General features: G+C 42.9%; 16 protein-coding genes and 6 tRNA genes. 3 read left to right on the forward strand and 19 right to left on the reverse strand.

Going from position 1 to position 24,669, the window contains the following annotated elements:
- Positions 1 to 114 precede the first annotated feature (114 nt).
- From QQK21_RS19055 to QQK21_RS19135, 17 genes are all read right to left on the reverse strand, one after another.
- Positions 115 to 191 (reverse strand) — tRNA-Arg (locus QQK21_RS19055).
- Between the two features lie 37 nt (positions 192 to 228).
- Positions 229 to 305: transfer RNA gene (locus tag QQK21_RS19060), tRNA-Arg, on the reverse strand.
- A gap of 54 nt (positions 306 to 359) precedes the next feature.
- A tRNA-Arg gene (locus QQK21_RS19065) sits at positions 360 to 436 on the reverse strand.
- 80 nt (positions 437 to 516) lie between these two features.
- Positions 517 to 609, reverse strand: a tRNA-Ser gene (locus tag QQK21_RS19070).
- Positions 610 to 630: 21 nt separating this feature from the next.
- Positions 631 to 707, reverse strand: a tRNA-Arg gene (locus tag QQK21_RS19075).
- A gap of 45 nt (positions 708 to 752) precedes the next feature.
- Positions 753 to 845 (reverse strand) — tRNA-Ser (locus QQK21_RS19080).
- A 183-nt stretch (positions 846 to 1,028) separates the two neighbouring features.
- Positions 1,029 to 1,226, reverse strand: a complete 198-nt coding sequence (csrA, locus tag QQK21_RS19085; protein ID WP_114787819.1) for a carbon storage regulator CsrA — start codon at positions 1,224 to 1,226, stop codon at positions 1,029 to 1,031.
- Positions 1,227 to 1,318: 92 nt separating this feature from the next.
- On the reverse strand, positions 1,319 to 2,506 hold the full coding sequence (locus QQK21_RS19090) for an aspartate kinase (RefSeq protein WP_284193764.1): 1,188 nt from the start codon (positions 2,504 to 2,506) through the stop codon (positions 1,319 to 1,321).
- A 174-nt stretch (positions 2,507 to 2,680) separates the two neighbouring features.
- Positions 2,681 to 5,263: an alanine--tRNA ligase gene (alaS, locus tag QQK21_RS19095; RefSeq protein ID WP_284193765.1), complete on the reverse strand. Its 2,583-nt coding sequence runs from the start codon at positions 5,261 to 5,263 to the stop codon at positions 2,681 to 2,683.
- A gap of 218 nt (positions 5,264 to 5,481) precedes the next feature.
- Complete coding sequence (gene recX, locus QQK21_RS19100) at positions 5,482 to 5,943, reverse strand: recombination regulator RecX (protein ID WP_284193766.1); 462 nt, start codon at positions 5,941 to 5,943, stop codon at positions 5,482 to 5,484.
- Positions 5,944 to 6,010: 67 nt separating this feature from the next.
- Positions 6,011 to 7,057 (reverse strand): recombinase RecA, encoded by a 1,047-nt coding sequence (gene recA, locus QQK21_RS19105; protein ID WP_284193767.1) that lies wholly within the window; start codon positions 7,055 to 7,057, stop codon positions 6,011 to 6,013.
- Positions 7,058 to 7,234: 177 nt separating this feature from the next.
- Positions 7,235 to 7,708: a nicotinamide-nucleotide amidase gene (pncC, locus tag QQK21_RS19110; protein ID WP_284193768.1), complete on the reverse strand. Its 474-nt coding sequence runs from the start codon at positions 7,706 to 7,708 to the stop codon at positions 7,235 to 7,237.
- 65 nt (positions 7,709 to 7,773) lie between these two features.
- Positions 7,774 to 8,838, reverse strand: a complete 1,065-nt coding sequence (locus QQK21_RS19115; RefSeq protein ID WP_284193769.1) for a toxic anion resistance protein — start codon at positions 8,836 to 8,838, stop codon at positions 7,774 to 7,776.
- A 9-nt stretch (positions 8,839 to 8,847) separates the two neighbouring features.
- Complete coding sequence (locus QQK21_RS19120) at positions 8,848 to 9,555, reverse strand: phospholipase D-like domain-containing protein (RefSeq protein WP_284193770.1); 708 nt, start codon at positions 9,553 to 9,555, stop codon at positions 8,848 to 8,850.
- The gene (locus tag QQK21_RS19125) at positions 9,552 to 14,411 is read right to left on the reverse strand and encodes a DNA repair ATPase (protein WP_284193771.1); all 4,860 of its coding nucleotides are present in this window, start codon (positions 14,409 to 14,411) and stop codon (positions 9,552 to 9,554) included. Before QQK21_RS19125 ends, QQK21_RS19120 begins: the two co-directional genes overlap by 4 nt.
- A 59-nt stretch (positions 14,412 to 14,470) precedes the next feature.
- Positions 14,471 to 16,558, reverse strand: a complete 2,088-nt coding sequence (locus QQK21_RS19130) for a flotillin family protein (protein ID WP_284193772.1) — start codon at positions 16,556 to 16,558, stop codon at positions 14,471 to 14,473.
- A gap of 23 nt (positions 16,559 to 16,581) precedes the next feature.
- Complete coding sequence (locus tag QQK21_RS19135; protein WP_284193773.1) at positions 16,582 to 17,196, reverse strand: DUF1449 domain-containing protein; 615 nt, start codon at positions 17,194 to 17,196, stop codon at positions 16,582 to 16,584.
- Between the two features lie 306 nt (positions 17,197 to 17,502).
- Between QQK21_RS19135 and mutS the strand changes: the two genes are divergently transcribed.
- Positions 17,503 to 20,064 (forward strand): DNA mismatch repair protein MutS, encoded by a 2,562-nt coding sequence (gene mutS / locus QQK21_RS19140; RefSeq protein ID WP_284193774.1) that lies wholly within the window; start codon positions 17,503 to 17,505, stop codon positions 20,062 to 20,064.
- Between the two features lie 58 nt (positions 20,065 to 20,122).
- Here mutS and lptG read toward each other — a convergent pair whose 3' ends face one another.
- Both lptG and lptF read right to left on the reverse strand, forming a co-directional pair.
- Positions 20,123 to 21,193, reverse strand: a complete 1,071-nt coding sequence (gene lptG / locus QQK21_RS19145) for an LPS export ABC transporter permease LptG (protein WP_284193775.1) — start codon at positions 21,191 to 21,193, stop codon at positions 20,123 to 20,125.
- A 3-nt stretch (positions 21,194 to 21,196) separates the two neighbouring features.
- Complete coding sequence (gene lptF, locus QQK21_RS19150) at positions 21,197 to 22,300, reverse strand: LPS export ABC transporter permease LptF (protein ID WP_284193776.1); 1,104 nt, start codon at positions 22,298 to 22,300, stop codon at positions 21,197 to 21,199.
- 192 nt (positions 22,301 to 22,492) lie between these two features.
- Here lptF and pepA point away from each other — a divergent pair, with 192 nt between their 5' ends.
- The gene (gene pepA / locus QQK21_RS19155) at positions 22,493 to 24,001 is read left to right on the forward strand and encodes a leucyl aminopeptidase (protein WP_284193777.1); all 1,509 of its coding nucleotides are present in this window, start codon (positions 22,493 to 22,495) and stop codon (positions 23,999 to 24,001) included.
- A gap of 51 nt (positions 24,002 to 24,052) precedes the next feature.
- A complete protein-coding gene (locus QQK21_RS19160) occupies positions 24,053 to 24,505 on the forward strand; it encodes a DNA polymerase III subunit chi (protein WP_284193785.1) in 453 nt (150 codons plus the stop codon).
- The last annotated feature ends 164 nt before the right edge of the window (positions 24,506 to 24,669 follow it).

The raw sequence follows: 24,669 nt of genomic DNA on the forward strand, positions 1-24,669 counted from the left end.
TTCGAACCTTCGACCGCCTGGTTCGTAGCCAGGTACTCTATCCAGCTGAGCTACGAGCGCGCTGAGTTTGATATTGAACCAACAATATCAGGAACCGGAATCCCCAAATGAGAGTGGCGCGTCCTGGAGGATTCGAACCTCCGACCGCCTGGTTCGTAGCCAGGTACTCTATCCAGCTGAGCTAAGGACGCACGGGAGACTAATAAAGTTCTATTAGACTTAAAATAATGGCGCGCTCGGAAGGATTCGAACCTTCGACCGCCTGGTTCGTAGCCAGGTACTCTATCCAGCTGAGCTACGAGCGCGCTAAGTTTGATATTGAAACAACAATATCAGGAACCGAAATCCCCAAATGAGAGTGGCGCGTCCTGGAGGATTCGAACCTCCGACCGCCTGGTTCGTAGCCAGGTACTCTATCCAGCTGAGCTAAGGACGCACTGATTTCCTAAAGCAAATATGTGAAGCATATCACTTTAAGTTTTGTTTAAAACAAAAAATTGACACTAGGCCAACTAATGGCGGTGAGGGAGGGATTCGAACCCTCGATGCGGCTACAAACCGCATACTCCCTTAGCAGGGGAGCGCCTTCAGCCTCTCGGCCACCTCACCGATTTATTCCTTGGTAAGGAATGGCGCGCTCGGAAGGATTCGAACCTTCGACCGCCTGGTTCGTAGCCAGGTACTCTATCCAGCTGAGCTACGAGCGCGCAATGATACTTGTTTTAAACCGCTCAGTTAAGAGCTTTGCAAGATGGCGGTGAGGGAGGGATTCGAACCCTCGATGCGGCTACAAACCGCATACTCCCTTAGCAGGGGAGCGCCTTCAGCCTCTCGGCCACCTCACCGTCTTGCGGAGGCACATATTACGATTTACCAAAGATATGTCAAACGTTTTCTTGGTAAAAACCATAAAAAATTGACTAAGCGTCGTCAATTTAATCAAAGCGATGCTAATTCACTCTTTTTGCTAAAAATGCTTATATTAATAACATAAAAAAGGCCAACGTATCGTCGGCCTATTTTTCTTATTAGTAATTACCCGAAGTAGTATTACCATTACCTTTTTCAGCTTGAATGCGCATGTAAATTTCTTCACGGTGAACAGACACTTCTTTAGGTGCATTTACACCAATACGAACCTGATTACCTTTTACGCCAAGTACAGTGACTGTGACTTCATCGCCGATCATGAGTGTTTCGCCAACGCGGCGAGTTAAAATTAGCATTCTGTGCTCCTTGAGTAATCTCTGATTTTTCTTGCTATGAAGCTATTATCCAACAAAAGTTATATTTTCGTAAACTTTATTCTCAAACTTGGTCAACCAGAATAAGCCAGTTTTGACTGATAGTTAATCGCTTGCGCTGAGACAAAGTATGCATGATGCAATATGTTCGCCGCTTTGTCGATGTTTTCTGGGGGTAATATCCAAGTCAAGGATTGTGGGTTGATATCACAATGCATCGCATTAATGCCTTGATCATTCAACAATACATGAGTCAATTCAGTCAATTCGGCAAGATGTCGGCCAACCAAGGTTAATAAGCTAACCTTTTTGCTAGTGCCTATTTTGTCACCCAAAGTTAATTCCAACTTTGCATAGACTTCGTCTTTTACAACAATGGTAACCCTGCCTTTGCTTTCCATCACAGCCCAAATCTGAACTCCTAACATGTGGCTTTGCCTCTCAAAACTGAGGTACCCATCACTGGCTACCGTCAAGCAACGCATATCGCGCTGAAGAGCAAGGCCACAAATCGATTGCAAAGGCTCACTGCCTTTCACTAAACTGCCGACAGAAGAACTGAATGTCGATAAAACTCGCAAAGGGACGTTGTTTTGCCAAGCGTATTGTACCGAAGGCAAATGAAGCACTTTTGCACCTTTGCTGGCCATCTCTTCCATTGATGCGAAATCAATAACATCAATTTTTTTAGCATCTGGAACCACGCGAGGATCACAGGTGTAAATACCATCAACATCAGTAAATATTTGACATTCATCCGCTTGGAGTTTCCCCGCAAGAGTTACCGCGCTCGTATCAGAACCGCCCCTCCCCAAGGTGGTGATGTCCCCACTCTCATTAACCCCTTGAAAGCCTGCTACTATCACGATTAAGTCCTGAGCTAGCAGTGCCTCAATGGCGGAGGTGTCAATGTCAATAATCGTTGCATCATTATGCTGATGATCAGTAACAATATTCGCTTGCGCCCCGGTCAGCGAGCGCGCTGGGTAACCTTGTTTATTCAAGGCTATTGCCAGTAGTGCCATCGATACTTGTTCACCCGCAGAAAGCAAAACATCGAGTTCTCTCGCTGTGGGTACACTGTCTATTTGTTTGGCTAAATCCATCAGCCGGTTCGTCTCTCCTGACATCGCCGATACGACAACAACAACTTGATTACCATCATCTTTTGCCTTAATGATGTGCTCGGCTACTTTGTGGATATTTTCAATAGATCCAACAGAAGTTCCACCGAACTTTTGCACGATAAGGGGATGTTTCACCAGTCTTCACCTTCCCAAGACCGCAGTCTCATTCGCACCACACCCATTGAGTATTTAATGGCTTGTGGTTGTAACTAAAAAACCAAGAGATCGTAAGCCCATCAAAATGAGCTATGAATTCATCTGGTTGACTTAAACATTACGCTCAGCCAGTGATGGTTGAGCGTAAAAAATTTATAGGCGTTCTTCTAACCAAGGTTGAATGGTCTTCATGGCATTAGGTAGCGCAGCCACGTCAGTGCCGCCAGCCTGAGCCATGTCAGGACGACCGCCCCCCTTACCACCAACTTGTTCCGATACCATTTTAACCAAATCTCCCGCCTTCACTTTGTCAACAAGGTCTTTGGTCACTCCAGCGATTAGACTTATTTTGCCATCACTAACATTGGCTAACATGACAACACCGCTACCCATTTGATTTTTAATGTCATCAACCATAGTACGCAAGTTTTTGCTATCAGCACCTTCCATGCCAGCAACCAACACTTTGGTGCCATTGATTTCTTGAACTTTACCCATGATGTTGGCACTTTCAGCTGCAGCTATTTTATCTTTAAGTTTTTGCAGCTCTTTCTCTAACGCTTTGGCTTTAACCGCAGACTCCACAAGCTTGGCTTCGTATTTTGCTTGTTGTGTTTCGATTGCATCAAGTGCTGCTTCACCCGTTACAGCTTCGATACGACGAATACCTGCGGCAATGCCACCTTCCGATGTAATTTTGAACAGACCAATGTCGCCTGTATTTGAGGCGTGAATCCCACCGCACAATTCGGTTGAAAAGTCTCCCATAGAAAGAACACGAACTTCATCATCGTATTTCTCGCCAAACAAGGCCATCGCTCCTTTCTGCTTAGCCGACTCTATATCCATGATTTGGGTTTCAATCACATGGTTATGGCGAATCTGAGCATTGACCAAACGTTCTACCTCTCTAAGTTCAGCGGGTGTTACCGCCTCTAAGTGAGAAAAGTCGAAGCGTAAGTTTTCAGGCCTAACCAAAGAGCCTTTCTGTGTAACATGATCACCCAATACTTGACGAAGCGCGGCATGTAACAAATGCGTGGCTGAGTGGTTTAACGAGATCGCAGCTCGGCGCTTTGCGTCAACTAAAGCTTGAACTTCATCACCTTTGGCTAGAACACCTTCGGCCAATACACCATGGTGTGCGATAGCATTTCCGAGTTTCTGTGTATCTTCGACCTTAAAAAGCCCCGACTGTGTTTTAAGCATCCCAGTGTCACCACATTGACCGCCAGATTCTGCATAGAAAGGCGTTTCATCCAGGATCAAAATCGCTTTATTACCCGCCGATAGTGACTCAGTGGCTTCACCGTCAAGGAAGATTTCAGTAATTTGACTATTACCTTGTGTAGCTCCATAACCACAGAAATCAGAATGGGCCTGAGTTTTGATTGTCGCATTGTAGTCTGTACCAAACTGACCTGCTTCACGAGCACGCTGGCGCTGCGCTTCCATCGCTTGCTCAAAACCCTGCTCATCGATCGAGAATTCACGCTCTCGAGCAACATCATTGGTGAGATCAGCTGGGAAACCGTAGGTGTCATAAAGTTTGAAGACGGTTTCACCGTCCAGTACTTTGCCTTCGAGGTTATCCAAAGCTTCAGTAAGAATCGCCATACCACGCTCTAGAGTGCGGCTAAAGTTTTCTTCCTCAATGCGCAGGACTTTTTCAACCATCGCCTGTTGCTTCTTAAGCTCTTCACCAGCCGTCCCCATCACTTCAGCCAAAACACCAACGAGCTTATGGAAAAAGACGCCCTTAGCACCAAGCTTATTACCATGGCGCACGGCACGACGTATGATTCGGCGTAAAACATAGCCACGACCTTCATTGGAAGGCATCACGCCATCGACAATCAAAAATGAACATGAACGAATATGATCGGCAATCACTCTAAGCGATTGGTTAGAAAGGTCTTGATATCCTATCGTCTGCGCCGCCGCTTGGATCAGCTTTTGGAATACATCGATTTCGTAGTTTGAATGAACGCCTTGCATAATCGCGGATATACGCTCGATGCCCATCCCTGTGTCAACGGCAGGCTTAGGTAACGAGTCCATGGTGCCGTCGGCATGACGGTTAAACTGCATGAATACGTTGTTCCAGATCTCAATAAAACGATCACCATCTTCTTCTGGAGTTCCTGGACGGCCGCCCCAAATGTGCTCCCCGTGATCATAAAAGATCTCGGTACATGGACCACAAGGACCTGTATCACCCATGGTCCAGAAGTTATCAGACTCATATTGTTTACCGCCTTTTTTATCACCAATCCGTACAATACGATCAGCAGGAACGCCAACTTGTTTGTTCCATATTTCAAACGCTTCATCATCTGTTTCATAAACAGTCACTAAAAGACGATCTTTCGGTAGTTTTAATACTTCGGTTAAAAATTCCCATGCATACGCGATGGCATCTTCTTTGAAGTAATCGCCAAAACTGAAGTTACCGAGCATTTCGAAGAAAGTATGATGACGTGCAGTAAAGCCTACATTTTCTAGGTCATTGTGTTTGCCACCAGCACGTACACAACGCTGAGCCGTAGTTGCACGAGTATAGGCGCGTTTCTCTGCACCTAAAAAGCAATCTTTAAATTGGTTCATACCTGCATTAGTAAACAGCAGGGTTGGATCATTGTGTGGGACCAAAGATGAACTCTCTACAATTTGGTGTCCCTTGCTTTCAAAGAACTTGAGGAACGCATTACGAACCTCGTCAGTGCTCATGTACATGCAGCGCTTCCTAGAAATAATCGAGTTAGAATTTTGCGCTATTGTAGATCATGCCAAGCGCCACGACTAGGCCCTGTTGATCTTTCACGCACTATTTTTGATCGATAAGGGGGTTCTAGGGGACAATATCTATTAGTATGAGCAGCCTTATCCAAAAAATGTATTTAGGCTAGGATACATTGAGTCGGTGATGACTACTGGACAACATTAATCTTCAATCAATCTGATTGATTATTTAGCGCATACTCTATCTGCTCAAACCTGAAACCTCGATATTGAAGAAAACGAACTTGCTTAGCGTATGCTTTGGGATCTTCTGCCTTCTGGCCTTTGAATTTTTTATCTGCCACCTGTTTTGCTCGTTCAAACCAGTCTTGCGGCTCTTCCTCCATCGCTCTATCCACCACAAAATCTGCCACTCTTTTTTGCTGTAAATCCTGGCGAATACGTAACTCACCATGGCCTTTGTAAACATGCTGACGTATTTGACTTTTGGCATAGCGGAGATCATCGAGATAATGATGATCAAGGCAAAAATTTATCGCGTCATAAATTGCCTTTTCATCGAAACCTTTGTAAATAAGCTTTTGATAAAGTTCATACTCACCGTGATCTCTTCTGCTCAAAAGTTGGATCGCAGTGTCTTTAGCCGTTAAAGAAGGTAATACTCTTTTAAACATAGTTGTCCTAAGGGCTAATATGAAAAAGCCCCGCACAAATGGCAGGGCTGACTCTCTATATTTTGGGTTACAACTCTTCTTGCTCTGGAATTTGCTCTAACTCAACATCGTCAGCTTTGACATCTGCGGGAGAAAGCAACATATCACGCAAAGTCGCATCAATCGTTCGAGACACGTCAACATTATCACGTAAGAATTTTGCTGCATTCGCTTTCCCTTGGCCGATTTTATCACCATTGTAGCTATACCAAGCACCAGCTTTCTCAATCAGTTTATGCTTCACACCTAAATCAATCAGCTCACCTTCACGGTTAAAGCCTTGCCCATACATAATTTGAGTTTCCGCTTGTTTAAATGGCGCTGCAATCTTGTTCTTAACCACTTTGATACGAGTTTCGTTACCAACAACTTCATCGCCCTCTTTGATCGAGCCTGTACGGCGAATATCTAGACGTACCGAAGCATAGAATTTCAACGCATTACCACCAGTAGTGGTTTCTGGGTTACCAAACATAACCCCTATCTTCATTCGTATTTGGTTGATAAAGATACACATACAGTTAGACTGCTTAAGGTTACCCGTCAGTTTACGCATAGCTTGCGATAACATTCGAGCCTGAAGCCCCATGTGGCTGTCACCCATCTCACCTTCAATTTCTGCTTTTGGTGTTAAAGCCGCAACGGAGTCAACGACCATAACGTCAATTGCACCAGAACGAGCCAAAGCGTCACAAATTTCAAGTGCTTGTTCACCAGTATCTGGCTGAGACACAAGCAAGGCATCAATATCAACACCCAATTTTTTAGCATAAACAGGATCAAGAGCATGCTCCGCATCAATAAAAGCACACGTTTTTCCTTCACGTTGAGCAGCAGCAATAAGCTCAAGAGTCAGTGTGGTTTTACCTGATGACTCGGGGCCATAAATCTCAACAATACGTCCCATTGGCAGGCCGCCAGCACCTAATGCAATATCAAGAGAAAGTGAGCCAGTAGAAATGGTCTCCACATCCATAGCACGGTTGTCACCGAGACGCATGATAGAACCTTTACCGAATTGCTTTTCAATCTGACCAAGTGCTGCTGCGAGCGCTTTCTGTTTGTTATCGTCCATCACTTTCTCCACTTCACTCATCAAGTTTGTTGATGATATTTGAATGCTTATTACTGCTTCAGAGCTATTCTGAGCCATCAATACAAATTATTATACTGTTGATTCATACAGTGTCCATAGCTGTTGATGTTTTTTTTGTATATCACTCATATCTTATTAATTTTTGTGAAGTTAATTTTAACTCCTCAGTTTTTCATACAGTACTTGCAAAGCATGGATGACCGCTTGCTGTCGCACCTCAGTCCTATTTCCAGAAAAACAGCAGGTCTCCACTTTTAACCATCCTTTATCATCAGCCCAAGCAAAACATACGGTGCCGACCGGCTTTTCAACGCTACCACCATCTGGCCCAGCGATACCACTAACAGATACGCCAATATTTGCATTGGAATGCTTGAGCGCACCTTGTACCATTTCCACCGCCGTAATCTCACTAACCGCACCATGCGATTGAATGGTGTCTTCGGCAACCCCTAACATCTCAATTTTGGCGGTATTGCTGTAGGTAACAAAAGCGCGATCAAACCAAGCAGAGCTTCCAGGTATATCCGTGATGGCTGCAGACACACCACCTCCAGTACAAGACTCTGCCGTTGTGAGAACTAGCTTTTGAGACAATAATAAGTCTCCCATGCGTTTACTTAATGTCATACTCAACTTATCACCTATCCATCAAAAGACTGGGCACTGCCTATCATAGCCGACGTGGTAAAAAGTTAGCCAACAAAAGATTGCTGAAGTGCTAACTTAAGCTCTTGTTCTGCTTGTTCTATTACTTTCTGAGCTTTTTCACGTTGCTCTCTACCCTCTTTAGCCCTTGCGAGAGTATTATTAAGAGTCTCGATGGTTAATTGATTAACCGTCTGAAGCGAATCTAAGTCCAGAATTCCACGTTGGTAATTTTCGGCGATTTGCTCTTCCAATACTTTAAGCTTCTCTGCATTCTGCACGTATTGTTTATTCGTATAATCCTTGACAGCCTTCGTTATTTGTAATGCGTTTTCTTTCTCATAATTGGATATAGCGATTAAGAACTGTCGTTTCCATAAAGGGAAAGTGTTATGTATGATATCCTGTATATCTTCCATTAACATTTTATTCCCTTCCTGAGACAAACGAATCTGTGGCGCTGTTTGAATCGCCGCCAGCTTGGTCAGTTCTAAGTTATGAATCCGTTTTTCCAACCTTGCTACTGCTTGAGTAGCGTCACGGCATTGCTGTGCATCCAAGGCATCAGAACTCTGTTCTGACTTACTCAACAGCTCAGGCAAAAGTTCTTGGTTAAGTTGAGCTAACTTGTATCGCCCTGCTTCTATGTAACGTTCAAGTTCATTAAGCAGACCCAAGTTATATTGATACAGCTCGTCTAGCTGATTAACATCATGAGCAAGCTTTGCCTGCTGTCCCTCTAACCGTTCAGCTAATGAATCAAGCTGTTTTTTTACCGAATCAAAACTGGTAGAAAACTTTTTGAACGAGTCAAAAAGTTCGCCAATTAAAGGAAGCTTGGACAAAAAGCTGCGCTGACCAAGTTGCTCAAAATCACTAGTATCCATTGAAGCAACCATAGCCTGAAGAATGTCTCCAGCTTCACCACTATCTCGAACTCTGACTTGATTCAAAATGGAGTCTGAAAACGCAGTAATTTTATCCAAAGCTTGATGACCAAAAGTGATAGTGGCAACACTATCAAATGGGTCAAAGTTCTCAGCTATAACAAGAATATCCTGTTCAGTTTCTGTTTCTACTACTTCTGTCTGAGCAGTTTCAGTGACAGTCATAAAGGCTCCTTAATATTGAGAAGGCTGATAGCAAGGAAAACGTTGCCAAAGTTGTTCGAATTGTCTGGAAAAAGAGTTAACGAACCGGACATCATCCGATAAGGTAATGTCCTCTTGATTATATTTGGACGCACTGCGAGTCCAATTAAAACTCCCATTAATAAGGCGTTGCTTATCAAAAATCGCAAACTTGTGATGCATGTGGTAGGGCGTAGTATCAATTTTTATTGGAATGCCTTTTCGTGCTAAATAATCAACATCACTACCTCTATCAGCAACTTTATCATTATCGGTAATAATTCTAACTTCCACACCACGCTGGGAAGCTCGTAAGATATGCTTAGTTAAATCATCATCTGCAATAGTAAACACACAAATATCAATAAAATTACGAGCAAGCTTTAATTGCTCCATAATGCCAGTGATGCAACTTCTACCAGGCGAAAACCAGCTACTTGCTAGTTTGCTATTCAAAACCTTGGTGTTATCTATTAACTTAACGACTCGTTCAAGCCAATTCAGTACAGCCGTTGACTCTGAACCATGAAGCAATGCCATTTTAGCCATTTTGAAACTTTGATTACGCAAAAATGCACGTTCTTCACTAGACAAAGCTTGTTCTGCTAGTTGGTTCTGTAGGTATTTCTTCTCTTGATCATCAAGACGAAAATCAGATAGTGATTCCTCTAACCAATGAATCCATTTAGCCTGATTCATTGGTTGCTCTCCCTGCCAAGTAAAGAAACATTCTGATTCAAAATTGCAAGTTGCTGTACAACTTGACCAGCCCTATCTTCTGAATCCCCCATAAGTTGATGCCTTTGATAACTTTGTTTAATCTCTTGCCACCTTTCTACTTGCGCCGAAGTCATGTTCCCTCTTAATTCCGCCAGCTTAAGCAGATTTTCCTCAGCGCCATCAGCAAGTGTTTGCGCCTCACCCTGATAGTGATCTTGTAGCAAGGAATTCAGCTCATCATCAGTCATAACTGAAGATATTTTTTCTACCAATTTGTTCATATTTCGATAAGAACCCTGCAATTTAAACGCAGGTTCTACTCTATACTGTTCTGAAGTCGCCGCAGAATGAATGTATTGCTGGTTAACTTTTAGTACAACTTGCTGCACCCTTATCAATTTTTGAATAGTAGTGACAATTTCACTTGATTCTGAAGCTGAGTACGAATAGCTCATCTCACTCAATGCAATACTTTCACCACTTGCCATGCGAACAAAACGGTACAAATCATCAAGATCACGCGTTGCAAGAGGAGCTAACGTAGGGTTTGATGTCAACGAATTTTCAATAAAGCTCAGCTCGAAAGCTTGCTTTTGATCAGACAGCATATCACCCAGGTTATAAATATCTGCACGGTTAGCAAGCATATCAGGTATACGAAAAGCCTCTCCCATCTCTGTATATGGGTTGCCAGCCATTACAACTGCGAATTTTTTACCCCGCATATCATAGGTTTTTGCAACTCCCTGCCATGAGCCCTCTATACGACGTGTTCCATCACATAAAGAGATAAATCTTTGAAGAAATTCGGGATTTGTATGTTGAATATCATCTAGATATAACAAGACATTATTGCCCATCTCAAACGCAAGATTGATTTTCTCAATCTCACGAGCAGAGTTCTGATCAGGCGCATCAGAAGGATCCAGTGATGTTGCTTTATGGCCGATGGAGGGTCCATTAATTTTCATAAACACCAAACCTAGTTTATGAGCCACATATTCAACCAAGGTGGTTTTACCATAACCCGGTGGAGATATAAGTAGTAACATGCCCATAAGATCAGTTCGCTTATTATCTCCTAGCGTCCCTATTTGTTTAGCAAAATTATCACCAATCAGTGGTAAATAACTTTCACTGATAAGCTTGTTGCGAACAAAAGAGGTTAGTGGACGAGGTTTGAACTCATCAAGACGAAACTGTTCCTTGTACTGATTCAATAGTTCTGTTCTGAGGCCCAAGTATGTTTCATACTTAGGAACTACTTGACTCCGATGCAATTCATTGCGCTGAATAAAATCATCCAACACTAATGTTAGTTTACCGTTAATGATTCGCTTATGTTCACCGATCAAGCCTGCAACAGTAAATTTCAATGAGAAGTCAATGCTATGTAAAATCAAATTTGACTGAGTTTTACACAATGAAATCGCAGCACTTTCAGTAATAAAAGCCTGCCCATAGTCTCTTTGTTCCGTATATGCTTTCAACCACTGAAGGTGATCATTAAACTGCTCTTTTAAGGGCAAGTCTGCAAATGAAGAGTCTATGCTCCGACGAAATTGTAAGTAATCTTCACTCAGGTCTAAGGCATCTTGACTAACCTGAATATAATTGTCCTTTTGGGATAAGAGTAAAATAAGATAACTTGCACTGTCATTGGCATACTCACCAACAAAATCATCTGCTATAAGATTTCGTAGATCATTAAATGCATCAGAGGTATTCAAATGCTCCCGTAATAATTCGGCATTGACTGCTTTGCTCCGAACACTAGCGATAGTGTTTTCGTCTTGTTCAAGCAACCAAAGAATTGCATTTGCTCGGGCTTCCTGACTGTAACGTAATAGCCCAGCTTTATTATAAATGGGTAGCACTTGGGATAAAATATTCGTTGCATCATTATCATGAACGCCTTTTACATACGCTTCTTTATATCGAGGGGCAGCAAAGCGCCTAACATACTCTGCAAGCTGGTTCTGCGAATGGGCTTTATATAATGCATCTAGATTCACTTCTGATTTGTTTTGTCCAGCAAAGTAAAGGACTAAATAGGCCAGATATTCTGCACGACATACTGTTTCACTCTCCGAAACGATGTCAAGTTTGGATACCTCTTTCATGTTAAGGAAAGTGTTATCATTTATAGGCTGATAAAAATCAGTCCCTGATATATGAGCACTCAGTCCATCTTTTTGCTCGACCAATGTCAAATCCAGTGCTTGCTGGTTAACACTGAACCTGTGTTTACCCAGCCGCAGTACTTTACCACCTTGCTCAAAGATATCTTGATTATCACGCAATGCTCGCAAGGACTGATCTTGTAATGACTTGAGCTTGGCATCTAAGCTATCGGACTTAACACTATCACCTAGTTGGCGAATCGATTCAGACAATTGAATCGATTTAAGTACCATTGCATCCGTTGCAAAATAACTGTTTAAACCAGCGATATCATCAAACTTGGCGACTCGCTTTTCGATACTGGTTAAGGTTACGGTCGCAGCTTGAAGTAAATTCTGAATTCTACGCTGTTGTGATGCAATCAATTGTTGTTTGTGATTATCCAGAATCGAATGAACTTCATCCCTTTTAGAATATATCTCGCTCAAAAACCGTTCAAAATCTGAAAATCTCGATTCAAGTTTATCCAATTGACCTATGAGTTTCGCTAACTGCGTATCACATTCATCAGGGGAAGTGGCAAGCTCCATAGCTGTGCTAACAGATTGACCAAATAATTTAAACTGTGCACTGAATTCTGCTTGGGCTTCTTCACTTTGGAGGCTTTTATCGCGACTACGAAGCTTAGCAGACACACTGTTAAGTAAAGAAGAGACTTCTGTGGTCAGATCAAGAATTCTTGTGGCTTGAGTTGGGTCCTCAGTATCAATATCTGTAACTTCTTCTATTACTAGTTGAAGATCATTCCTCAGCTCGTCCACGTGGTCTTGTAGCTTCGCCATATGAGAAGTTTTTTCTACCTGTATTAACTCAGACTCTATGTATTTAATTTGCTTTTTGAAAGGTAGGTAAGCTTCTTCATTTTGCAACAAAGTAAGCAATTGTTGATTTAGTAATGAGCGCTGTTGTTGCAAAATAACCAATATATCATCTATGCCTACGGTATCGACATAGTGCTGCTGGCGCAAGGCCATTGTGGCTCCAACTTGGCTTTTTACCTCAGCCAATAATCCAAGCAAAATGTTGGCTTGCTCTTTAGGTGCTAGCTTAATCTTGTTAATCAGACTCTCTACTGTGCTTTTTTGTTCAGCTAAGTTATCTAGCGCATGAGACTGCAGTTGCTTAACTTTGGCAAACTCACCAATAACCTTGTCAGCCGTTACCATCAAGTCGTTGATTAATTTACCAATACCTTGAGCATAATCATGATTTAACCAATGGTAGTGATCCAGAGTGGTTTGACACTGTTTGAGTAAAACCTCGTAAGCTGTACTGGTGACTTCTTCGGTTTGAGCTAACTGTGATACGGATAAAACTGATGATAAAGCCCTTACTAATTCAGCATTACCTAAGTTGAATAGTGGACTGGACCCATTACTCTGGAGATTACTAGCTGCGTAGTATTCGGTGGTAGAGAAAGGTGTATCCCAAACACGTAATGGATGAACGGTGGAAGCTTCGGCATTCTCAGAAAGTTGAAAAACTAACATTCGCCCGTCTGGATAGAGGCTAAAACCATGGCTTTCCATTGGGGAGGCAAATTTTTTCTCAATTATATTGTAGGTAAAGGAAACATAGTACCCCTCTAAGATGTTGAAAAAGAAATACAATATATCCTCCCCATTTGGTGAGGTTATCTGCTGAAAAAACTCAAGGTGTTGCCATGGCATATCAAACTGCTTGTGCTCACCATTGGATAGTACAAATCCGTGGGAGTACAATATACCGTGGTCTTCAGGAAGCGCCTTAGCACTATGACTTAATGCGTCTGCCCTAACAACATGTTGAGTAATTGGGTTATAAATAAAGTAACGGTCTTCACGTTCACGGTTTGGACGAATTTTTAGAACGATGAGCCCTCCAATGAACGCATAATGAATATGAGCATCAGCAACGCTTTGGTGAATATCTTCTACTTCTTCACTATAAATCCCTTTACCATCATCAGTGTTATCTTCGACTTTGATGGTTAAATCACCACCTATACACTCTACAAACAACTTGTCAGCGATAGAGACATGTGGATGGGTCCCCATGATATGATCATCTCGTGTCGTAGTGACCCACTCAAAGTCATGCTGAGCCATGTTGGTTAACGATTGATGGCCATCAGAATCAAGAAACTCAATAGAATTTGAGTTGATTTGAAAACGAAAGACTCTACGATCTTCAACTCGCATACCGATCTGGAAAGCAATATATAATATATTTTCCTGACGAGATATTTGCGACAGCCTTGCGTCTCGGTAGTAGGTGAACAGTTCAGTAAACTCGTGTAAAAAGCGAGCATCATGCAGGAAACTTTCCTCTACAGACAGGGGTTCTATTCGAAAAGTCCCCTCATTTTCATGCAGTTGATACAGTCCGAAAACATCTTGCAAAGCTGGGGCGGCTTTCATTCCAACATGCACTTGATAGCCAAACAATAGTTGTTGATTGACTTGAGCCATGTCGATAGGGATACATCTAGCATCGGTTTGAACATTCGTCTTACCGATCAATTTTAGTTCTTGACCACCAAAAATTTCTTGGCGCTTATGATTAAAAGAGTGAGTGAGAGATTTGAGCTGTTGGCCTTGCTGAAAGAGACGAGATCTTAGAACCTCGTAAGCACCACCTTCACTCACAGCTTTCTGAGTCGAGTCTGACATAGTAATACCTGTAAGTCCCGCTAAACATTTAGCGGGACTCTGTGAGGTGATAGGGTTATTTATGCGTTACTTTTAGGAGCAGTATCTAGTGAGTTTTGTATTTTTTTCATTAATTCAGCGGCACCACCTTGAGAGTTTAATAAGCTCGCCAATGCAACATTACTCAAATCACTACTTTTAATATTAGAGTTTTCTAATATGTCTTTGATATCCTGAGGTAAACTGCGATTGCCTTCAACATAGTCTGATACAAGCGGGTTGAGTACTTTTGACTCTTCAAACTTACTATCCATAGCAGCTGCATCTAAAATAGTACGGCGTATCTGTTCAACACCTTCACCACCGAATAGCTTAATATCAGCATTAGAAAGAGCTTGCGCAATGGCTTTAGCATTTTCACTTACCACTGATTTCTGAGCATCAATACGAGCCATTTCTAACTCTTTTTCTTGCTGTAGCTGCATCACCCACTTATCGTGCTCACGCGTGTGCTCATCATATTGCTGAGCAGCTTCAAAGCGAGCGGACTGTGCTTCTGCTTCTGCAAGCCCCTTAGCTCGAAGTGCTTGTGCTTCCGCTTCACCTGTACTCTGCAAGGTAAATGCCTCTGCTTCTCCTTTTTCTCTAATTACCTGAACACGCTCTCGCTCAACTTCAACCTGAGCGAGACCTGTTGCGCTTATAAACTCCCTATCAGCTTGTGCCATACGCTCTTTGGCTGCAGCTTCTTTATCTTTCGTCACAAACTCAGCTTCTGCCCGTTTAACTGCTACAACATGGTCAGCTTCAGCCTCACGAGATTTAACTGCAAGATCATTTTCAGCTTCACGGGTTTTAACTTTCAGCTCAGCATCATTTTCAATTAAAACACGTTCCGCACGCTCTTTCGCCGCTTCTTTTTCAGCTCGCGCTGCAACTAGAAGTTCAAGCTGGGCCGCTTCAGCCGCTGCCTCAGCCTCGACCATAGTGACACGTTTTTTACGATTAACCTGTTCATTCACACGTAGGTTTTCAGTTTCTTCTTCTTCACGTGCTATCTTTCGTTCAATTTCGACTCGCTGAGATCGAGTTTCAGCAACTAACTTAAGAGATTCTTCGACTGTTGTCTCTTTGTTCATCTCTCTTTCAGCAACTTCTGTAGCAGTTCGAACCTTCTCTGTCTCAATAGAACGAGTAAGTTCTTCTTCTTTAATAGCCAGTTGTCTTTGGTTAGCTATTCGAGTCATTTCAACTTCCATTTGAACACTTTCACGCTTTTTGGCTACTTCTTCTTCTGTTTCGAGTTGAGCCAGTTGAGTAATACGCTGGTATTCTTCTTTCTTTTCGGAAGATAAAGCATTTTCTTGTGCCTTGATAATTTCTATTTCTCGTTGTGTACGCGCAACACTCTCTTGTTCTTGCTTATCAAGTTGTAAACGATTAGCCTCAGCTTCAACATTTTTCTTTTTGATCGTAGTGCGTTCATCTTGACGAATAGCATTAGTTTCAGTGTTTTTTTGCGCGGTAATCGCTGAGATCTTACGAATACCCTCAACATCTAAGATATTATCGACTCTGTGTGCATCCAAAGCTGTCTGATCAATCTTATCAATGACAACATCATATATTTTGAATCCATCCATCTCACTCCCTATAACCTGAACTACAGCATCACGAAAAGCTCGGCGATTAGTGAGAAGCTCTTCAAACTCAAACTGTTTTACAGCTGTTTTCAAAGCCTCTGAGAATTTAGGCTGAAAATGCTCTTTGAGACGTTCAATATTAGAAGCGTCATGAGCTGTAAAGAGTTTTGCGACTCTAATAATGTCTTCCTCTTCATGGTTTACACCAATATAGAAATCTACTTTTAAATCTGCTCGAATATTGTCACGACAATGAAGCCCTTCATATTCCTCACCTTCCTGATCTTTGCGGCCACTTCTAATTACAGATATTTTCTTACGTGTGATATCCATACACTCGAACTGATTAATAACAGGCCAAACGAAGGTACCAGTAAGAGAAGCTCGTGTCTCATGCAAGCCATTTATAATTAATGCATCACCTTCACCTCGAACTTTCTTATATCTTGACATAAGAAAAATCAAGCAGATTAAGGCGACACCAATTCCAACTGCAATAAAAATAAAACTTGGAAAAACTTCCATTAACCAACTCCTGTTATAAATATTTACTTTTTGACGATTACATATCGACGAGATTGGCTATCTCGAGACACAATCACGACTTCATCACCATATTTGATGTTATTATTTTGTTCACAAACAGCGTCTAAGAGATATTCGTTACCACTTTGCATCACCATCACTTCCCCCATATCTGAGGTTACCTTACTGCTGTACACTCTTGCTTTTAAACCAATAAAGTTAACTTGTGCAAAAGTCTTGCTCTTATCAAAAAAAGGTTCTAATGGTTTAAGAACCCAAGCTGAAATAACTAAAGCCACATAGGACACAATAGGGATAGAAATAATGTCTGCAACAAAGGCAAGCTCACTACTCAACCAGTTATTGACATGATAATCACTATAAAAAGATAGAACTGTAGCAATAAAAAAACTCGTACACATAGCCACCATCACTGGAACTTTAGAAAGTATTGGTGGTAATAAGAGACCTGTTCCAGGAATATTATCAAGATCGAAAAAATCCATATCAGCCGTTGCATTTTCTACTACATTGAATATCAAATCCACTAGCATTAATAACAAGAACATCATGAATGGAAAAAAGAAAAAGTTTGTAGGAAAACTAATCATATAAGAAACAAATTCATTTAATACCATATTGCCTTACTTACTCTATTGGATTTGGCTTTATTTTACACAAGCTGCTGATAATGATAATATACTTTATCAAGAATAATCAAACAAATAATATAATAGAAACTTATTTAAACAGTATTTAACTCTCTTCATAAAATTATATCAATCAGTAGCCTTTCCTCTCTTAAAAGTTTGCACAAGTGTAAGTATATAACAAACCATATCAGGTATATCCCATCTTAATGGCCAAATTGAGCATATACCTTTTCGCCAGCGACAGATTCACGTATCCTACGTCGCAATAGACATAAACTAAAGAAATTACCCGTGACGGCCGAACAAAAACACACTCCCATGATGCAGCAATACCTCAAGCTCAAAGCTGAGAATCCGGATATACTGTTATTTTATCGGATGGGGGATTTCTACGAACTTTTCTATGATGACGCCAAACGCGCTTCTCAGTTACTTGATATCTCACTGACAAAACGTGGTGCCTCTGCGGGTGAACCAATTCCAATGGCTGGTGTACCTTTTCATGCCGTTGAAGGCTATCTAGCAAAACTCGTTCAACTCGGTGAATCTGTCGCTATCTGTGAGCAGATTGGCGATCCTGCCACCAGTAAAGGACCAGTAGAACGTAAGGTAGTTCGTATTGTAACGCCAGGAACTATCACAGATGAAGCACTGCTCTCTGAACGGATCGACAACCTAATAGCAGCCATTTATCACCAAGAGGGTAAATTTGGCTACGCAACATTAGACATCACTTCTGGACGCTTCCAATTAATGGAGCCTCAAACTGAAGAGGCAATGGCAGCAGAACTGCAACGTACTTCACCACGAGAATTGCTCTTTCCCGAAGACTTTGGCCCTCTAGAACTGCTGGCATCACGCAACGGTAATCGCCGCCGACCAGCTTGGGAGTTTGAGCTCGATACGGCTAAGCAACAACTCAACCAACAATTTGGTACAAGAGACTTAATTGGATTTGGTGTGGAGCAAGCTGCACTTGGTTTGTGCGCAGCTGGATGCTTGATCCAATACGTAAAAGATACCCAGCGAACGGCTTTACCCCATATCCGTTCTTTAACCTACGATAAACAGGATCACTCCGTTATCCTGGATGCCGCAACGCGGCGTAATTTGGAAATTACTCAAAATTTAGCGGGTGGAACAGAAAATACATTAGCCGAAATATTGGATCGCAGCGCGACAGCAATGGGAAGCCGTATGCTAAAACGCTGGTTACACCATCCAATGCGAGATATCAAAGCATTGAATCATCGTCTTGATGCGATTAGCGAGATCAAAGAACTGGCTTTGTTTTCAGATATTCACCCCATTCTAAAACAAATTGGCGACATCGAACGTATTTTAGCGCGTCTTGCTTTACGTAGTGCTCGCCCGAGGGATCTAGCACGCCTTCGCCATGCAATGCAGCAACTGCCCGACTTAGCGAGTACTATGCAGACCTGTGTCCATCCCTATCTCGTCAAGCTCGCCAACTACGCAGCGCCACAACAAAATGTGTGTGAGCTGCTAGAGCGAGCCATCAAGGAAAACCCTCCAGTCGTGATCAGAGATGGAGGCGTCATTGCTGAGGGCTACAACAACGAACTCGATGAGTGGCGTAAGTTAGCAGAAGGTGCGACGGAATACCTTGATAAGCTCGAACAAGATGAAAGAGAGCGTCACGGCATTGATAGTTTAAAAGTCGGATATAACAATGTTCATGGCTTTTTTATCCAAGTTAGCAGAGGACAAAGTCATTTGGTTCCTCCTCATTATGTCCGTCGCCAAACGTTGAAAAATGCTGAGCGTTACATTATCCCTGAACTTAAAGAGCATGAAGACAAAGTACTCAACTCCAAATCCAAAGCGCTCGCACTGGAGAAACAATTGTGGGAGGAAGTGTTTGATCTATTACTACCCGATCTCGAAAAACTGCAAAATCTCGCCTCGGCTGTATCACAAATTGACGTGCTGCAAAATCTTGCTGAACGAGCTGATAGCCTAGATTATTGCCGTCCTGTACTCACTGAAGATACAGGCATCTATATTCAATCTGGTCGTCACCCTGTAGTTGAGCAGGTCTTAGATGAGCCATTTATTGCCAATCCAGTCGAGCTCGACGCTAAACGGAAGATGTTGATTATTACAGGTCCTAACATGGGTGGTAAATCAACCTATATGCGACAGACTGCGCTCATTGCATTAATGGCTCATATTGGTTCCTATGTTCCAGCAGAGTCCGCCCAAATAGGCTCTATTGACCGAATTTTCACCCGCATTGGTGCGTCTGACGATCTTGCATCAGGACGCTCCACTTTTATGGTCGAAATGACAGAAACCGCCAATATTTTGCACAATGCGACCAGCAAAAGTTTAGTACTTATGGATGAAATCGGTCGGGGAACCAGCACCTATGACGGCTTATCACTCGCATGGGCAAGTGCTGAGTGGTTAGCCAAACAGCTTGGCTCTATGACCTTGTTTGCTACACACTATTTTGAACTGACTGAACTGCCAAACCAGATACCACATTTAGCCAACGTACATCTCGATGCGGTCGAACATGGCGACAAGATTGCTTTTATGCACGCAGTACAAGAAGGGCCGGCGAGTAAATCCTATGGTCTAGCGGTAGCAGCGCTTGCTGGTGTACCGAAAAGCGTTATCAAAAATGCACGACTTAAACTCGCCCAATTAGAGCAGCTCAGTGTGACTGAAGGTAAAACACACCACCCACTAGGTGATGCGGCAAACCAACTGAGTCTTATACCGGAGCCGAGTGAAGTCGAGAACGCGCTTGCCAATATCGAGCCAGATGACCTCTCACCACGGCAGGCCTTGGAAGCCTTATACAGGCTAAAGAAGCTACTATAATAGGTACAAAAAAGGCTGCGATGGCAGCCTTTTTATTTTTTAAAACAATCACTAAAAACTACAGCTTCCTTCGAAGCAATATCAGTGCAATAGTTAAAAATACGACACTTGGCATCACGGCGCCAAAGACTGGGGGAATGTTGTATACCAAACTCAATGGGCCAAAAAATTCACTCGATATGTAGAAGGTAAACCCTGCCACTACGCCAGACAAAATTCGTGCTCCCATAGTCACGCTGCGCAATGGCCCAAAAATAAATGACAATGCCATCAACATCATAACGGCGATGGAAAAAGGTTGAGTCACTTTTCTCCACAAGGCCAGTTCATACCGCGATGAGTCCTGCTCTGACGCTTTAAGATAATGGACATAATCATACAAACCTGCCAAAGACAGTTCTTCAGGTTTGACGGTAACCACCGCCAGTTTGTCCGGCGCGAGTGATGTCATCCAACGGTATTCAGGCAGATTGGTCTTGGAAATTTCTACTTCATCGACCATGTCAGTCACTTGGACATCTTTCATTAACCATGTATTGTCTGCTATGTAATCGACTTCGGCAGCATATACCACGCTTTCCAATTGCTTATCAGTATTAAACCGCCACATATTCAAACCATATAGTTTGTCTTCTTCAATTTTTCCGATAAAGATAAAGTCGTTGGCATCACGAGCCCAAACACCTGTACGCACAGACATAATAACCCCGCCAGATGTGCTGAATGTACGCATATCTCTGGCCATTTTTTGCGCCTGTGGCGCTCCCCACTGCCCTAGCAAGGTGACTAAGATCATCAAGGGAACCGCTGTTTTGAGCACAGATAAGCCAATATCCAGCTTTGAGTATCCTGCAGCTTGCATGACAACCAACTCAGAACTGGATGCCAGCATCCCAAGGCCAATCAACGCCCCCAACAAAGCCGCCATTGGGAAAAACATCTCAATATCCCGAGGAATACTTAAGATCACAAAAAACAAGGCTTGCAATAAATCATAAGTACCCTGACCCACCTTGCGTAACTGTTCGACATATTTAATGATCGAAGACAAGCCGACAAAGGTGGCAAGCACCAAGGATGTTGTGGCAATAATCGTCTTGCCAATATAAAGATCGAGAATTTTGAACACAGCTTACACGGCCTTCCTTCGTTGTCTTATTTTGTCTTTAATTCGCCTAACTGGAATACTATCCAACAGGTTGACCCCTATCGCAGTCAGCAGTAAGGCCGCATTTATTGGCCACATACCAATGAAGGCAGGAATCGATCCATCTTCCAATGCTGATTTAGTCGCACTGATGGATAAGAAATAGGCCAAATAGATTAAAATCGCCGGCCCCATCTTAGCAAATCGCCCTTGGCGAGGATTAACCGCAGACAAAGGCACAACCAGCATAGTTAAAAGCGGTATACACACGACAAGAGAAATCCGCCATTGGAGCTCCGCCTGAGCGCGAGGATCCGGATTGGACATAAGCAGCAACGTAGGAATCGCTTCCCAATCACGACCTTTGGGCTTAACATCACGCTGGCCGATTAAACCTTCGTATTGCTTAAAATCGGTAATCCTATAGTCAAGACGAGTTGGCACACCTTCATAGCGAACTCCGTCATACATCCGGATCACCTGCCGACCATCACTGAGCTCTTTTACTTCACCCGATTGCGAAAAAGACACGCTAGGTAAGATAGAATCACGCGGCCGCATTTGAGCAACAAAAACATGCTTAAGTTTTTTATCTTCAATGGCGTCGATAAACACCGCAGAAGAACCATCAGGCGTATCGACAAACCGACCTGCTTGAATCATATCGACACGATTTTCAGCGGCCACTTGTTCCTCAAGTTGAATGAGCTTTTCTTGACTGATTGGCGAGAAAACAAATGCATTAGCAGCAGCAATCAGTCCAGTGATGACAGCCAAATAAAGCGCAGCTCGAATCAGGAACTTATTGCCGATACCGGTTGCGTTCATAACGGTAATTTCACTTTCCGCGTATAAACGCCCAAAGGTCAACAAAATCCCAAGGAACAAACTCAGAGGCAACATCAATAGCCCCATTGAAGGCATACTCAAACCGACATAATGCATCACCAAGGATGCTGGAATATCGCCATCTGACGCATCCGCTAAAACCCTGATCAGTTTTTGGCTTAAAAATACCAAAAACAAGATAAAAAAGATCGCCAATTGGCTCTTGAGTGTCTCGCGGATCAAATATCTAACAATAATCACGCTGAAATTACCTATACAAAACTTGTTTTTTTAACTGAATCACTATAATTTCCCGTTGAACCTTTTATTATTTGAAATTTTGGCTAACTGTTAACGCGCTTATTTACAAAGTTGTTCCGCACACGGAATCAACAAGTAAGATGCCATTATCTAACATTTAGTTCGATTTGTCTTCAGGATGTAGGAGTACGCATGGAGTTCAGTGTAAAAAGTGGTAGCCCAGAGAAACAACGCAGTGCGTGTATTGTTGTGGGTGTATTCGAACCACGCCGTCTCTCTCCAGTGGCTGAACAGCTAGATAAGATCAGCGACGGCTATATCAGTTCACTACTTCGCCGTGGTGATCTGGAAGGAAAACCTGGGCAGATGCTACTACTGCATCAAGTTCCCGGCGTGCTATCAGAACGCGTTTTGCTTGTAGGCTGTGGTAAAGAACGTGAACTGGGCGAGCGTCAATATAAAGAAATCATTCAAAAAACCATCAACACTCTCAATGAAACGGGTTCAATGGAAGCCGTTTGTTTCCTTACTGAACTGCACGTTAAAGGCCGCGATACCTATTGGAAAGTACGCCAAGCCGTAGAAGCAACCAAAGATAGCCTATACACATTTGACCAATTCAAAAGTGTTAAGCCAGAAACTCGTCGTCCACTGCGCAAGCTAGTGTTTAATGTCCCTACTCGACGCGAGCTCAATCTAGGTGAAAAAGCCATCACACATGGCTTAGCCATTTCTTCTGGCGTAAAAGCTGCAAAAGATCTTGCTAACATGCCTCCCAATATTGCTAACCCTGCCTATTTGGCCTCTCAAGCTCGACGCCTTGCTGATGACTATGAGACCATCACAACGAAAATCATCGGCGAACAAGAGATGGAAAAGCTGGGTATGACATCGTATTTAGCGGTTGGTCGTGGTTCTAAAAATGAATCTATGATGTCTATCATGGAATACAAAGGCAATCCTGATTCAGACAGCAAGCCTATTGTATTGGTCGGTAAAGGACTCACTTTCGACTCTGGCGGTATTTCACTCAAACCGGGCGAAGGCATGGATGAAATGAAATATGACATGTGTGGCGCCGCTTCTGTGTTTGGTGCCATGAAATCATTAGCCAAGCTTAACTTACCCATCAATGTTATTGGCGTGCTCGCCGGATGTGAAAATATGCCTGGCAGTAACGCGTATCGTCCAGGTGATATTTTGACGACCATGTCAGGGCAAACCGTCGAAGTACTCAATACGGATGCCGAAGGTCGTCTGGTTTTATGTGATGCATTGACTTATGTTGAACGTTTCGAACCAGATTGTGTTGTCGATGTTGCAACGCTCACTGGTGCCTGCGTGATTGCTCTGGGACATCACATCAGTGGTGTGTTGTCAAACCATAACCCTCTTTCTCATGAGCTAGTCAATGCTTCTGAGCAAGCGAGCGATCGCGCGTGGCGTCTACCTATGGCAGATGAATATCATGAGCAATTGAAAAGCCCATTTGCCGATATGGCCAATATCGGTGGTCGTCCTGGCGGCACAATCACCGCTGGGTGTTTTCTGTCCAAGTTCGCCAAGAAATATAACTGGGCGCATATCGATATTGCGGGAACAGCTTGGAAATCGGGAGCAGCGAAAGGCGCGACAGGTCGCCCTGTTTCAATGCTAGTCCAGTTTTTACTCAATCGAAGCGGCCAAGACGCGGAAGAGTAACTTCCAATGACAAAAAGGGCCGCAAGGCCCTTTTTTAATTCGGTAACAATGATGCCTAATGCTACCTTTTACATTATTAAACCTAACTCTCTCCAAGCTGGGCAAGCAGGCCTTTTTGACTATGCCGTATTCCTTGCTGGTCACTTTTCTCGACAAGGTGCCAAGGTATATCTTAATTGTGAAAACAAAGATGAAGCCGAGCAATTGGCTGAGCATTTTTGGCAGGTTGACCCCAAGCAGTTCCTCGCTCACAACTTAGTCGGAGAAGGTCCAAAGCATGGAACACCTATCGAAATCGGCCATCAGGAAGTCACCCCTTCTTGGAATCGCCAACTGGTGATAAATTTGGCTAAAAATAAGACAACCTTTGCGAACAAGTTTGCTGAGGTGGTAGACTTCGTTCCTTGCGAGGAAAAAGCCAAGCAACTCGCACGAGAAAGGTATAAAATCTACCGTCAAGCTGGATACCAGCTACAAACGATTGAAATAGACCAAAATAGCTAGTCAATCCTTATAGTTAAGGCGATCTTATTTGAGATCACTCACTTATAAAGATTGATAACATTTAAATTTAACCAGAACCAATCTTCGAATGATTGGGCCTAGCGAGAAATGGCACATGACCTAACAAGTACTGGTGGTATTTGGCAAGGTTTCTCAAGTAGTGC

The organism is Vibrio zhanjiangensis (assembly GCF_030161235.1).
In the GTDB taxonomy this organism is placed as follows: Bacteria; Pseudomonadota; Gammaproteobacteria; order Enterobacterales; family Vibrionaceae; genus Vibrio; species Vibrio zhanjiangensis.